Source organism: Kitasatospora herbaricolor, assembly GCF_030813695.1.
Lineage (GTDB): Bacteria > Actinomycetota > Actinomycetes > Streptomycetales > Streptomycetaceae > Kitasatospora > Kitasatospora herbaricolor.
This window is the reverse complement of the sequence record NZ_JAUSVA010000002.1, coordinates 6796712-6809729: the sequence shown is the minus strand read 5'-3', so window position 1 is coordinate 6809729 and position 13018 is coordinate 6796712. Positions and strand designations below refer to the sequence as shown.

Sequence of the window (13018 nt, the reverse complement as noted above, 5' to 3'; positions counted from 1 at the left end):
TGTACCGGATTCGGCGCGAGGTCGAACCGGTGGCCAACCGCCCGCCGCCAGAGTGGTCCACGGCCCCGCCACCCGGCCCCGCCACCCGGCCCGGGCGGAGGGGCCGGCCGGCCGGCCCGCCCCTCCCCTCGAGGCGGACGTGGGCCCTGTGCACCCGCCCGGGAGCACGGCCGGCGGCGGTCCCGCGGAGACCGAACTGCCCAGCGAGCGAGTACGGAGAGGTGTGAGTCGATGGACCTGGCCGAGCTGGTCGGGCTGCGCCCGACGCCGTGTGCCGGGCTGCTGGTCACCCTCACCCAGCGCTGTCCGCTGAGCTGCGCACACTGCTCGACCGCCTCCACGATGGCCGGCGACGAGCCGACCGCCCGCCAACTGCACGACTTCGTCGGCTCGTTCACCGTCGAGGACCGCCCCGAGCTGATGCTGCTGACCGGCGGCGAACCGCTCCTGCGGCCCGCCCTGGTGGTCGAACTGGCCGACCTGGCCCGGCGGTCCGGTACCCGGACCGCGCTGCTCAGCGGCATGTTCTTCGCCCGGCAGGCCCGGCTGCCGGACCGGATCCGGGCGGCCGTCACCGCCGTCGACCACTTCTCGGCGAGCATCGACGCCTTCCACGAGCGGGAGGTGCCCCGGGCCGACGTCTTCCGGGCCCTGCGCGCCGTGCTCGCCGAGGGCGTCCCGGTGAGCCTGCACGTCACCGGCGCCGGCCCGGCGGACCCGTATCTGGCCGACCTGACGGCGGACGTCCGGCGGACCTTCGGCGACCACGTCCCGATGCTGGTCAACGAGGTCCGGGCGGTCGGCCGCGCGGCCGGCTGGGCCGGCCCCGGTCGGGCCCCGGCGCCCGACGGACGGCCGCTGCCCTGCGCGATGGCCGCCTGGCCGGTGATCGCGCAGGACGGCGCCGTGCTGGCCTGCTGCAACCAGGACACCGTCGACCGCCGCCCCGTCCCCCCGCACCTGCTGCTCGGCCACATCGCTCGGGACGGCTGGGCCGACGTCCGCCGCCGCTCCCTCGCCGGGCCGGCCCTGCGGATGCTGCGCGCCGTCGGCCCGGGCCACCTGTACGCCCGCTACGGCGACCTCGCCGACTGCACCGGCTACTGCTCCGGGTGCCGAGCCCTCGGCGAGCACCCAGGGGTGCTCGCGGCGGCCGAGCGGGACGGCGCCGGACCGGTCGGCGAACTGCTCGACCTGCAGGCCGCCCACTCGCAGCGGGAGGCCGGGCCGGCCGCCCTCGTCCGCCGCTTCGGCAGCCCGCGCTACGCCGATCTGGTCTCCCTCCCCGGAAGTGCCCCGCGATGACCGCCACGCCGACCCGCAGCGCCGCGCTGCACCTCAAACTCGACCTCGCCGCACCCGCGTTGAATGCCGCGATGGCCGAACTCTGGCGCCCGGCCGGTCTCGTCGAACGGTACGGCCGCTACCTGCGCACCATGCACGAGGTGATCCGCGCCTCGGTGCCGCTGATGGAGCTGGCCGCCCGCCGCTGCGTCGAGCGGGGCCCGGCCGACCCGGTCGCCGGGCCGCTCGCCCGCTACCTGGAGCGGCACATCGAGGAGGAACGCGGCCACGACGACTGGCTGCTGGCCGACCTGGCCGCCGCCGGGCTGGACCCGGCGGAGCCGCTCCGGCGGCAGCCGCCCCCGGCGGTCGCCCGGCTGGTCGGCCCGCAGTACTACTGGATCGAGCACTTCCACCCGGTCTCGCTGCTCGGCTACATCACCGTGCTGGAGGGCAACGCCCCCGCCCCGTGGCTGGCGGCGCGACTGGCCGCCGACACCGGTCTGCCGGGGGCGGCCTTCCAGACGGTGAACCACCACGCGGTGCTGGACTGCGACCACAGCGCCGAGCTGGACCGGTTCCTCGACGGACTGCCGCTCGACCGGGCGCAGGAGACCGCCGTCGCGGTCAGCGCCCTGCACACCGCGGACGCCGCCACCGAACTCTTCGCCCGGCTCGCCCGCGGCGGCCCGCCCCTGCCTTCCCGACCCGAGAGGACACCCGACCGATGAGCGCACCCGACCCCCGGACGATCGCCGTACTGGCCGCCGCCGGCTTCCCCGTGGACGTACTGACCGACGAGCAGCTGGCGGTGTTCGGCTCGCTGAGCGAGGAGGAACTGGCGCTGCTGCTCGACATCAAGGCCCGGCTGAACGAGGTCGAGCCGGAGGTCCAGGCGCACGGCGCCGTGGCCGGCGGCGCACTCTTCTGATCCCCTGCCAGGAGGCAAGCCGTGAACTGCCCCTCGTGCGCGGGCCGACTGCCCGACACCGCCCGCTTCTGCCTGCACTGCGGCGCCCCGTGCGCCCCGGCCCCGGCCGGGGCACCGACCGCCGCACCCGCCGCCCGGCGCGCCGACGAGCGCCGGGTGGTCAGCGTGGTCTTCTGCGACCTGGTCGGCTCCACCGCGCTCTCCGGCCGGCTCGACCCGGAGGCGCTGCGCTCCGTCACGCTGCGCTACTTCGAGTTGATGACCTCGCGGATCGAGGCGCACGGCGGCACGGTGGAGAAGTTCATCGGCGACGCCGTGATGGCGGTGTTCGGCATTCCGGTGATGCACGAGGACGACGCCCGGCGCGCCCTGGCCGCCACCCTGGACATGCTCGCCGCCCTGGCCGAGCTCAACTCCGAGCTGACCGCCGCCCTCGGCATCCGGCTGGACGTCCGGATCGGCGTCAACACCGGTGAGGCGGTGGCGAATTCGGATGCCTCGGCCCGCCAGGCCCTGGTCTCCGGAGAGGTGGTCAACGTGGCCGCCCGGCTGGAGCAGAGCGCGGCCGCCGGGCAGATCCTGATCGGCCCCGACACCCTGCGGGCGGTGGGCGCGGCCGCCCTGGTGGAGGACGCCGGCCTGCTGGCGCTCAAGGGCAAGTCGGCCCCCGTCCGGGCGCACCGGCTGCTCGGCCTGCGGGGCGACGAGCCGGAACTGCTCCGGCGCTTCGACACCCCGTTCATCGGCCGTGCGAGCGAACTCGCGGCGCTGGAGGAGGCGTTGGACGAGGCGCTGGACGGGAGCGGCGGCGGCCTGGTCACCGTGTACGGCGAGGCCGGCCTGGGCAAGACCCGGCTGGTCCGGGAGTGGCTGGCCCGCACCGACCGCCGTCCGCCCGCCGCCGTCCGCCCGCACGCCGCGCACCGCCCGCACACCACCGACCACCCGCAATCCGCTGACCGCCCGCACGCCGCTGCAAGCCCGCGCACCGCCACCCGCTGGGGCGCCGGCCGCTGCCGCCCGTACGGGGAGAGCGGCAGCCTGGCGCCGCTGGCCGACGCCCTGCGGCACCTGCTGGACAGCGCCCCGGGCACCGAGGTCCCGAAGGTGCTGCGAGCGGGCCTGCTGCTGGACGGCACGCCCGACCCCTCCGTCGAGGACACCTGCGCCGCGCTCGTCCGGCTGCTCTCCGGCCTCGCCGCGAGCGGCCCGGTCGTCCTGGTGGTGGACGACTTCCACTGGGCCGGGGCGGTGCTGCGCGAGGTGCTGGAACGGCTGGCGGCCGGGCTCGCCGGCCGGCCCGTGCTGCTGGTCTGCGCGGCCCGGCTGGAGCTGCTGGAGCACTCCCCCGAATGGGGCGCCGGCACCCGGTCGGTCCTGCTGCCGGGCCTGTCCGGCGCCGAGAGCGCCCGGCTGGCGGCCGGGCTCGCCGAGGTCACCGCGCACGTCGGCGCCGGCGTGCCCGCCCAGGTGCTGGAGCGGGCCGGCGGCAACCCGCTGCACCTGGAGCAGCTGCTGGCCTTGGTCGCGGAGGACCGCGATCCGGACGAACTCCCGCCCACCGTGCAGGCGTTGCTAGGCGCTCGGCTGGACGCCCTGGAGGACTCCGAGCGGACCACCCTCGCCCTGGCCTCGGTGGTCGGCCGCGACTTCGGCCGCGAGGAGCTGACCGGCCTGGCCCGCAGCGGCCCCGAGGGCCGGCCCGGCGGCGAACTGCAGCCCGACGCCGCCGGCCTGGACGCCGTCCGGCCCGCGCTGCACCGGCTCTCCCGGCGGCGGCTGGTCGAACCGGACGGCCAGGAGTCCCGCTACCGCTTCAGCAGCGGCCTGGTGCAGGAGGTCTCGTACCAGGCGATGGCCAAGCGGGTCCGGGCCGACCGGCACGAGCGCGCCGCCGACCTGCTGGCCGGGCGCGGGGCACCGGACGGCGCGGTCGGCGGCCACCTCGCCAAGGCCCACCGCTACCGGGCCGAACTCGGCCTGATCGACCCGCACACCCAGGAGCTGCGCCGCCGGGCCGCCGACCGGCTGGCCGCCGCCGGCGCCCAGGCCCTGGCCCGGGCCGACCTGGGCTGGGCCGAGGAACTGCTGGACGGCGCCGTCACGCTGGCCCGCCCCGGGGAGGGCGCCTGGCTGGCAGCGGCCTGGCGGCTGGCCGAGGTGCGGCTCGCGACCGGCCGGACGGCCGACGGCAGGACGCTGCTCCAGCAGGTGGCCGGGGCCGGCGACCCGGTGGTGGCGGCGCACGCCCGGCTCGGCCTGGCCGTGCTGGACCCCGGCCCCGGCCTGGCGCACGCCGCCCGGACGGCCCGCGAGGTGCTGCCGCTCTTCGAGGCCGCCGGCGACGACCTCGGGACGGCGCGGGCCTGCCTGCGGCTCGCCCAGCGGCAGCAGGTGCTCGGCCGGCACGGCAGCGCCGAGGAGCTGCTCGGACGGGCGCTGGAGCACGCCGTACGGGCCGGGGCCGAGCCCGAACGGGCGGCCGCGCTCGGCGCGATCGGCGTCTCGCTCTGGATGGGCCCCACCCCGGTGCCAGCGGCCGTGGCCCGCTGCCGGGCGCTGCTCGCCGAGCACGGCACCGACCGCCGGGCCACCCGGGTCACCCTCAACTGCCCGCTCGCGGTGCTGCTGGCCCTGCGGGACGACCGCCCCGGCGCGCTGGCGCTGCTGGCCGAGGCGGACCGGCTCTGCCGTGAACTCGGCTTCGCCGAGGGCCTGGTGTTCATGCCGATCTTCCGGGCGACGGTGGAGGCCCTGGCCGACCGCACCGACCGGGCGGCCGCCCTGCTGCGGGAGGCCGGCGCGGCCTGCCGCGAGCTGGGCGCCACCGGACTGCTCGGCGCCGTGGCCCGCGATCTCGCCCGGGTCCTGCTGGACTCCGGCGACGGCCCGGGGGCCCGGGCCCATCTCGACCAGCTGCAGGAGCTGCTGCGGCCGGACGACCCCGACGACCCGGACCGGCTGCCGCTCGCCGACGCCGTGGAACTGCACGGCACGCTGGCCCGCCTGCACGCCGCCGGCGGGGCCCGCCCCGGGCAGGCCGCGGCGCTGGCGGCCCGGGCGGTGGACGAGGCGGACCGTACCGACTCGCCCGTCCTGCGGGCCACCGCGGCGCTGGACCGGGCGCACACCGAACTGATCCTCGGCCACCGTGGCGAAGCGGCCGCGGCGGCCGCGCTGGCCGGCGAGCGGTTCGCCGCCAAGGGCCACCTGGTCGGCGTCCGCCGGGCGCACGCCCTGGCCGCGGCCGCGGCGGCCCCCATCACAGAGGAACGGCATCCATGACGACGACTTCCCCACCACCCGAGCTGACCTGGAGCCTGCGCGGCCGGGCCCCGCACGACATCCCGGTCCTCGCCGCCGGCCAGGAGGTCACTCCCGAGTGGGCCTGGGGCGGCGCGACCGGTGCCGGGGTCAGGGTCTGCGTGGTGGACAGCGGCATCGAGCGGGACCACCCGCTGGTCGGCCGGGTCGACGGCTCCTACGTCGTGCTCAAGGACGAGGACGGCATCCGGGTCGAGCCCACCGCGACGGGCGACACCTGCGGCCACGGCACCGCCTGCGGCGGCATCGTGCGCCGCACCGCCCCGGACTGCGAGCTGTACAGCGTCCGGGTGCTGGGCGAGCGCTTCTCCGGCACCGGGGACGTCCTGCTGGCGGGGCTGCGCTGGGCCGTCGAGCAGCGCTTCGACGTGATCAACCTCAGCCTGTCCACCACCCGGGCCCAGTTCACCGACGCCCTGCGCACGCTGGCCGACGAGGCCTTCTTCGGCCGGTCGGTGATCGTCGCCTCGGCGCACAACACCCCCGTGGAGAGCTTCCCCTGGCGGTTCTCCTCGGTCCTCTCGGTGGGCAGCCACCAGGAGGAGGACCCGGACCTCTTCCTCTACAACCCCAACCCTCCGGTGGAGTTCTTCGCCCCCGGCCAGAACGTCACCGTGCCCTGGCTGGGCGGCAGGACCATCCGCACCACCGGCAACAGCTTCGCGACCCCGTACATGGCCGGCATGGCCGCCCGGGTGCTCTCCAAACACCCCCGGATGACGGCCTTCCAGCTGAAGTCCGTGCTCTACCTGGCCGCTTCCAACGTCACTGTCAGCAGAGGTGCCCGATGACCGAGACCCACAGCACTCCGACCGAGGTCGACCCAGTGGCGAGGGAGCTGCTGCAGTCGGTCGTCGACACCGCCCGCGCCATCTTCGGCGCCCAGGCGAGCTCGATCTTCCTGCTCGACCAGGAGAGCGACGAACTGGTCTTCCAGGCCGTCTCCGGCCGGGGCGAGGAGTTCCTGGTCGGGATGCGGTTCCCGGCCGGCCGGGGCATCGCGGGCTGGGTGGCGAGCACCGGCGAGCCGCTGGTGGTGGACGACCTGTCGCAGGAGGGCAGCTTCGCCCGGGACCTCGCCGAGTCGACCGAGTACGTGCCCGACGCCCTGATGGCGGCGCCGCTGATGCACTCCTCCGGTGTGCTGGGCGTGCTGGAGGTGCTCGACCCGGCCCCGCAGGCCCGCTCCGACCTCGGGGAGCTCGACCTGCTCACGCTGTTCGCCCGTCAGGCGGCCACGGCCCTGCGGGCGGTGCTGGACCGGCGCGCGGTGCGGGTCGACGCGGCCACCGCCGGAGCGGCGGCGCTGGCGGGGCTCGACCCGGCCGACCGCGCCGCCGGGCTGCGGGTGGTCGAGGCCGTCCGAGACCTGCTGCTGGTGCGCTGAGATGGCGAGCACCCCGGCCGGCCGCGCCGGCGTCCCCCGGCCCGCACCGCCCGCCGCCCCGGCCCGGGGCACCGAGGGCTCGCCGTTGGGCGGCGGCTTCCTGGCCCACCCGGACGAGGTGCTGGCCGGGCTGCGCGAGCGGTGCCCGGTGGCCCGGGTGACCACGCCCGCCGGCCGGCCGGTCTGGCTGGTCACCCGGGAGGCCGACGTCCGGGCCGCCTTCCTGGACCCCAGGCTGTCCCTGCGGAGCACCCCGCCGGCCCCCGGCCGCCCGCACCGGGCGATGGACCTGACCCTGGTCAACTACGACCCGCCGGACCACACCCGGATCCGCCGGCTCGCCGCACCGGCCTTCGCCCCCGGCCGGATCGCCGCCTACCGGCCCCGGGCGGCGGAGCTGGCCGACGAGCTGCTGGCCGCTCTGGGCAGCACCGGCGCGGTGGACCTGATCACCGGCTTCGCCGAGCCCTTCGCCTTCGCGGTGCTCCGCGAGGTCTTCGGCTTCGGCGACGAGACGGCGCCCCGGCTGCACCGCGCGGTCGGCGACCTGATCCGGCACACCGACGCCGAACGGGCGCTGGACGAGCTGGACGCGATCGTCCGGGCCCGGATCGCGGACTGCCGGGAGCACCCGGGCGAGGACGTCACCTCCTCGGTGCTGCGGGCCTGGGAGGCGAGCGGCCAGGTCACCGAGGCCGAGCTGGTCGACCTGCTGGCGATGCTCGTCCTGGCGGGCTTCGACAGCACGGTGCAGATGCTCGGGATGGCCGTGCTGGCCCTGCTCGGCCACCCGGCGGAGCTGGCCCGGCTGCGCGCCGCCCCCGAGCTGCTGCCGGGCGCGGTCGACGAGCTGCTGCGCTGGGACACCCCCGGGCCGTTCGGCACCCGGCGGGTCGCGCTCGCCGACGTGGAGATCGGCGGCACGGTGGTCCCGGCCGGCAGCGGCGTCCTGCTCTCGGTCGCGGCCGCCAACCGCGACCCCCGCAGCCACCCGGACCCGGACCGGCTGGACCTCACCCGTCCGGACGCCGCCCGCCACCTGACCTTCGGCGCCGGTCCGCACTACTGCCCGGGGGCGCCGCTGGCCCGGTTGGAGCTGACGGTGGCGCTGGCCGCCCTGCTCCGGCACTGGCCCGACGTCCGGCTCGCCGTCCCGGTGACGGAGCTGGCCTGGGGCGGCGGGTTCCAGCACCGCCGGCTGGAGGCGCTGCCGCTGCTGCTCGGGACGGGCCGGGCGGGCCCGGAGGCGGCCTGAGCGTGCTCCGTGGCCCGGGCTCCGGGCTCCGTGTGACGGGCCACGGGCCACGGGCTATCCGGGTTCGGCGAGTTCGCCCCGGGCGCGGGCCAGGTAGCCGGCCTGGAAGCGGCTGCTGGCCCCGAGCGTCTCCATGCTCTCGGCGATGTGCTTGCGGCAGGTGCGCAGCGACATGCCCAGGCGCCGGGCGATCATCTCGTCCTTCATCCCCTCGGCGAGCAACCGGACGATCGCCTGCTTGATCTCGTCGAGCGAGCTGTCGGCCTGGGCCTGGGTGGCGGGGGCGTAGGGGTCGGCCAGCGTCCAGGAGTGGTCGAAGACCGCCACCAGGTAGGCCACCGTGGACTGGTCCCGGATCACCACCGCGCCGTCGTAGGCGTCGTGGTGCGGAATGATCGCGGTCTCCCGGTCGAAGGCGATCATCCGGCCGAAAAGCGCCGTCAGGGTCCGGACCTCGGCCCCGGCCGCGCTGATCCGGCGGACGTACTCCTGCGTCGGCGCGTGCCGGCGCGAGGTGTGCTGGTAGAGGGTCCGCATCCGGACCCCGCGGCGGATCATCTCCAGGTCCCGGGCGAAGGCCTGCTCCAGCAGGTGCGGGGCGCGCGGCCCGCCGGGCTGGCAGGTCAGCACCTCGGTGCGGCAACGCGCGGTGAGCGTGCTGATCACGTCGATGACGGTGTTCAGGTCGACGATCTCGTCCAGCGGCTCGGCCTTGCGGACGGCGCCGGCCGGTGCGTAGAGCGGTGTCAGCAGGGCCAGTTCGGCCCGGACCCGCTCGGCGTCCGCGAGTTGCCGGCGCAGCTCCGCCTCGGCCGGTGCCAGCAGGCTGGCCGCCGCGAGTTCGGGCGGGACGGCCACCAGGCCGCGCTCGCCGTCCGGCCCGCCGGGCAGCCGCCGCAGCAGGTGCAAGCGCTCCAGCACCTGGGCCGACCGCTGCACCTCGGCCTCGGAGAGGCCGAGTTCGGCGGCGGCCTGCGGGGCGAGCCGGCCGTGTCCGGCGGCCCATTGGAAGACCCGGAGATCCTGTTCGGACAGGGTGGGAAACGACGTCATCAGTCCCTCCCCCAGGCTGCTGACCAGTGCCGATCGTGCAAAAGGTGATAGTAAGCCCTCAATGTGACGCGTGGGGCGTCTTCACATCCGGATGGCACGGATCCGGCCGGAGGGTGCCGGCGCCCGGCCGGGCGGCGGTCCGCACCCGGTGTGCCCCGACGCACCGGAAGGGCCCGCCCGCACCGGTCCGAGCACCGGACACCCGGCCCCGAGCTGTGGCACGATCGCTGGGGTGAGCACCAAGGGCGCCGCGGCGCAGCACCTGAGCGACCTCGCGCGGCTGCGCCGGGTCCGTGACCGGATCGACCGGGAGTACGCCCAGCCGCTGGACGTCGAGGCGCTGGCCCGCGGCGCGAACATGTCGGCCGGGCACCTCAGCCGCGAGTTCCGGCTCGCCTACGGCGAATCGCCGTACAGCTACCTCATGACCCGGCGGATCGAGCGCGCGATGACCCTGCTGCGACGCGGCGACCTCAGCGTCACCGACGTCTGCTTCGCGGTGGGCTGCTCCTCGCTCGGCACCTTCAGCACCCGCTTCACCGAACTGGTCGGCATGCCGCCCAGCACCTACCGGCGGCTGGCCGCGGACGCCACCGAGGGGATCCCGTCCTGCGTGGCGAAGCAGGTGACCAGACCGGTCAGGAATCAAGAAGCGAGGCCCCGGGCCCGCGATTAGCGTGATCGTCATGGACCTCACCATTCACTGGACCTTCCTCCCCCACAACGACCCGGAGGCCTCGCTGGCCTTCTACCGGGACAGCCTCGGGTTCGAGGTGCGCAACGACGTCGGCTACGGCGGGATGCGCTGGCTGACCGTCGGTCCCGCCGACCAGCCCGGCACGTCCATCGTCCTGGAGCCGCCGGCCGCGGACCCGGGCGTCACCGAGGACGAGCGCCGCACCGTCACCGAGATGATGGCCAAGGGCAGCTACGCCCGCATCGTCCTGGCGACCGCCGACCTCGACGGCACCTTCGACCGGCTGAAGGCCGCCGGCGCCGAGGTCGTCCAGGAGCCGACCGAGCAGCCGTACGGGGTGCGTGACTGCGCCTTCCGCGACCCCGCGGGCAACCTCGTCCGGATCAACGAGGCGAACTGAGCCCTCCGGCCGCCCGGCGTCCCCGGGGCGGGGTGCCCCGCGCCGGTCCCGGGGCGCCGGTGGCGGCGAACCCGCCCCGCCGGCATGGGCGGCGTGGATACCTTGGTCCCCGCGCCGGGCACGGCCCCGCCCGGCGCGGGGGCTGATGCCCGCGGGCCGGACGCAGCGCCCCGGACGACGCCGGCGGAGCCCGTCCAGGGACCCGCCCGAGAGAGGGAGACAGATGAGCAAGGCCACCAGGACGCCGTCGCGGCCCGCCGAGCCGCACGCCGCCGACAGCCACGACCTGATCCGCGTGCACGGCGCGCGGGTGAACAACCTCAAGGACGTCAGCGTCGAGATCCCCAAGCGCCGGCTGACGGTGTTCACCGGCGTGTCCGGCTCGGGCAAGAGCTCCCTGGTGTTCAACACGATCGCGGCCGAGTCGCAGCGGCTGATCAACGAGACGTACAGCGCCTTCGTGCAGGGCTTCATGCCGACCCTGTCGCGGCCCGAGGTCGACGTCCTCGACGGGCTGACCACCGTGATCACCGTCGACCAGCAGCGGCTGGGCGCCGACCCGCGCTCCACGGTCGGCACCGCCACCGACGCCAACGCCATGCTGCGCATCCTCTTCAGCCGGCTGGGCGAGCCGCACATCGGCCCGCCCAGCGCGTACGCCTTCAACGTGCCCTCGGTCCGGGCCAGCGGGGCGATCACCGTCGAGCGCGGGGCGAAACGGACGGTGAAGGCGACCTTCAACCGCACCGGCGGCATGTGCCCCCGCTGCGAGGGCCGCGGCGCGGTCTCCGACATCGACCTCACCCAGCTCTACGACGACTCCAAGTCGCTCGCCGAGGGCGCGTTCACCATCCCCGGCTGGAAGTCGGACAGCTTCTGGACGGTGCGGGTGTACGCCGAGTCGGGCTTCCTCGACCCGGACAAGCCGATCCGCAGGTTCACCAAGAAGGAGATGCACGACTTCCTCTACCGGGAGCCGACCAAGGTGAAGGTCGAGGGGGTGAACCTCACCTACGAGGGGCTGATCCCCAAGATCCAGAAGTCGTTCCTGGCCAAGGACAAGGAGGCCCTGCAGCCGCACATCCGGGCCTTCGTGGAGCGGGCGGTCACCTTCACCACCTGTCCCGAGTGCGACGGCACCCGGCTCGGCGAGGGCGCCCGGTCGTCGCGGATCAGGCGGATCAGCATCGCGGACGCCTGCGCGATGCAGATCAGCGACCTGGCGGACTGGGTCCGCGGCCTCGACGAGCCTTCGGTGGCGCCGCTGCTCGACGCCCTGCGGCAGAGCCTGGACGCCTTCGGGGAGATCGGGCTGGGCTACCTCTCGCTGGACCGGCCCTCGGGGACGCTGTCGGGCGGCGAGGCGCAGCGGGTCAAGATGATCCGCCACCTCGGCTCCTCCCTCACCGACATCACCTACGTCTTCGACGAGCCCACCATCGGCCTGCACCCCCACGACATCCAGCGGATGAACGACCTGCTGCTGCGGCTGCGGGACAAGGGCAACACGGTGCTGGTGGTGGAGCACAAGCCGGAGACCATCGCCATCGCCGACCACGTCGTCGACCTCGGCCCCGGGGCCGGTTCGGGGGGCGGCACCGTCTGCTTCGAGGGCACCGTCGACGGACTGCGCGGCGGCGGCACCGTCACCGGCCGCCACTTCGACGACCGTGCCGCCGTCAAGGAGTCGGTGCGCAGGCCGACCGGCGTGCTGGAGATCCGCGGCGCGACGGCGAACAACCTGCGCGACGTCGACGTCGACATCCCGCTCGGGGTGCTGGCCGTGATCACCGGCGTCGCCGGCTCCGGCAAGAGCTCGCTGGTGCAAGGGTCGCTGGTGAAGGGCCCGGGGGCCGCCGAGCACGGGGTGGTGTCGATCGACCAGAGCGCGATCCGCGGCTCGCGGCGGAGCAACCCGGCGACGTACACCGGGCTGCTCGACCCGATCCGCAAGGCCTTCGCGAAGGCCAACGGGGTGAAGCCGGCGCTGTTCTCCGCCAACTCCGAGGGGGCCTGCCCGACCTGCAACGGCGCGGGCGTGGTCTACACCGACCTGGCGATGATGGCCGGCGTGGCCAGCGTCTGCGAGGAGTGCGAGGGCAAGCGCTTCGAGGCCTCGGTGCTCGACCACCACCTGGGCGGGCGCGACATCAGCGAGGTGCTGGCGATGTCGGTGATCGAGGCCGAGGAGTTCTTCGGCGCGGGCGAGGCGCACACCCCGGCGGCCCACCGCATCCTCGAACGGCTCGCCGACGTCGGGCTCGGTTACCTCAGCCTCGGCCAGCCGCTCACCACGCTGTCCGGCGGCGAGCGGCAGCGGCTCAAGCTGGCCACCCTCCCCCAGCTTTCGGCCGGGGGGACCCCCAAGGGCGAGAAGGGCGGCATCATCGTGCTCGACGAGCCGACCACCGGCCTGCACCTCGCCGACGTCGAGCAGCTGCTGGGCCTGCTGGACCGGCTGGTCGACTCGGGCCGGTCGGTGGTGGTCGTCGAGCACCACCAGGCGGTGATGGCGCACGCCGACTGGATCATCGACCTGGGGCCCGGCGCGGGACACGACGGCGGGCGGGTCGTCTTCGAGGGCACGCCCGCCGACCTGGTCGCCGCGCGCTCCACCCTGACCGGCGAGCACCTGGCGGCGTACGTGGGCGGCTGACCCGGGGGGCGGCCCGACCCCGGAGCGGCGC

General features: G+C 75.5%; 11 protein-coding genes. 10 read left to right on the top strand and 1 reads right to left on the bottom strand.

Annotated elements, in window-relative coordinates; genetic code table 11:
- Nucleotides 1-231: 231 nt before the first annotated feature.
- The 7 genes from J2S46_RS29840 to J2S46_RS29810 are packed head-to-tail and all read left to right on the top strand — an operon-like array spanning nt 232 to nt 8181.
- Nucleotides 232-1305, top strand: coding sequence for a radical SAM protein (locus J2S46_RS29840; RefSeq protein WP_191291297.1), 1074 nt, complete (start codon nt 232-234; stop codon nt 1303-1305).
- Nucleotides 1302-2015, top strand: coding sequence for an iron-containing redox enzyme family protein (locus tag J2S46_RS29835; RefSeq protein ID WP_191291298.1), 714 nt, complete (start codon nt 1302-1304; stop codon nt 2013-2015). The genes J2S46_RS29840 and J2S46_RS29835 overlap by 4 nt, the downstream gene beginning before the upstream one ends.
- Entirely contained in the window at nt 2012-2215 is a 204-nt protein-coding gene (locus tag J2S46_RS29830) for an aroma-sacti cluster domain-containing protein (RefSeq protein WP_191291299.1), read from the top strand. Before J2S46_RS29835 ends, J2S46_RS29830 begins: the two co-directional genes overlap by 4 nt.
- 21 nt (nt 2216-2236) lie before the next feature.
- On the top strand, nt 2237-5500 hold the full coding sequence (locus J2S46_RS29825) for an adenylate/guanylate cyclase domain-containing protein (protein ID WP_191291300.1): 3264 nt from the start codon (nt 2237-2239) through the stop codon (nt 5498-5500).
- Nucleotides 5497-6330: a S8 family peptidase gene (locus tag J2S46_RS29820; RefSeq protein WP_191291301.1), complete on the top strand. Its 834-nt coding sequence runs from the start codon at nt 5497-5499 to the stop codon at nt 6328-6330. The genes J2S46_RS29825 and J2S46_RS29820 overlap by 4 nt, the downstream gene beginning before the upstream one ends.
- Nucleotides 6327-6926, top strand: coding sequence for a GAF domain-containing protein (locus J2S46_RS29815; RefSeq protein ID WP_191291302.1), 600 nt, complete (start codon nt 6327-6329; stop codon nt 6924-6926). The genes J2S46_RS29820 and J2S46_RS29815 overlap by 4 nt, the downstream gene beginning before the upstream one ends.
- A gap of 1 nt (nt 6927) precedes the next feature.
- Entirely contained in the window at nt 6928-8181 is a 1254-nt protein-coding gene (locus J2S46_RS29810) for a cytochrome P450 family protein (RefSeq protein ID WP_191291303.1), read from the top strand.
- Between the two features lie 54 nt (nt 8182-8235).
- On the opposite strand, the gene J2S46_RS29805 is transcribed toward J2S46_RS29810, so the two are convergent.
- Nucleotides 8236-9234 carry a helix-turn-helix transcriptional regulator gene (locus J2S46_RS29805; RefSeq protein WP_191291304.1) on the bottom strand — a complete coding sequence of 333 codons (999 nt, stop codon included), beginning with the start codon at nt 9232-9234 and terminating at the stop codon, nt 8236-8238.
- A gap of 232 nt (nt 9235-9466) precedes the next feature.
- Between J2S46_RS29805 and J2S46_RS29800 the strand changes: the two genes are divergently transcribed.
- From J2S46_RS29800 to J2S46_RS29790, 3 genes are all read left to right on the top strand, one after another.
- The gene (locus J2S46_RS29800) at nt 9467-9910 is read left to right on the top strand and encodes a helix-turn-helix transcriptional regulator (RefSeq protein ID WP_191291305.1); all 444 of its coding nucleotides are present in this window, start codon (nt 9467-9469) and stop codon (nt 9908-9910) included.
- 10 nt (nt 9911-9920) lie between these two features.
- Entirely contained in the window at nt 9921-10331 is a 411-nt protein-coding gene (locus J2S46_RS29795) for a VOC family protein (protein ID WP_191291306.1), read from the top strand.
- A 223-nt stretch (nt 10332-10554) separates the two neighbouring features.
- The gene (locus J2S46_RS29790; RefSeq protein ID WP_191291307.1) at nt 10555-12987 is read left to right on the top strand and encodes an ATP-binding cassette domain-containing protein; all 2433 of its coding nucleotides are present in this window, start codon (nt 10555-10557) and stop codon (nt 12985-12987) included.
- Nucleotides 12988-13018 lie beyond the last annotated feature (31 nt).

Coding starts and splice junctions, on each gene's coding strand:
- J2S46_RS29790 (WP_191291307.1), top strand. CDS start 10,555: ATGAGCAAGGCCACCAGGACGCCGTCGCGGCCCGCCGAGCCGCACGCC.
- J2S46_RS29840 (WP_191291297.1), top strand. CDS start 232: ATGGACCTGGCCGAGCTGGTCGGGCTGCGCCCGACGCCGTGTGCCGGG.
- J2S46_RS29795 (WP_191291306.1), top strand. CDS start 9,921: ATGGACCTCACCATTCACTGGACCTTCCTCCCCCACAACGACCCGGAG.
- J2S46_RS29830 (WP_191291299.1), top strand. CDS start 2,012: ATGAGCGCACCCGACCCCCGGACGATCGCCGTACTGGCCGCCGCCGGC.
- J2S46_RS29810 (WP_191291303.1), top strand. CDS start 6,928: ATGGCGAGCACCCCGGCCGGCCGCGCCGGCGTCCCCCGGCCCGCACCG.
- J2S46_RS29835 (WP_191291298.1), top strand. CDS start 1,302: ATGACCGCCACGCCGACCCGCAGCGCCGCGCTGCACCTCAAACTCGAC.
- J2S46_RS29805 (WP_191291304.1), bottom strand. CDS start 9,234: ATGACGTCGTTTCCCACCCTGTCCGAACAGGATCTCCGGGTCTTCCAA.
- J2S46_RS29820 (WP_191291301.1), top strand. CDS start 5,497: ATGACGACGACTTCCCCACCACCCGAGCTGACCTGGAGCCTGCGCGGC.
- J2S46_RS29815 (WP_191291302.1), top strand. CDS start 6,327: ATGACCGAGACCCACAGCACTCCGACCGAGGTCGACCCAGTGGCGAGG.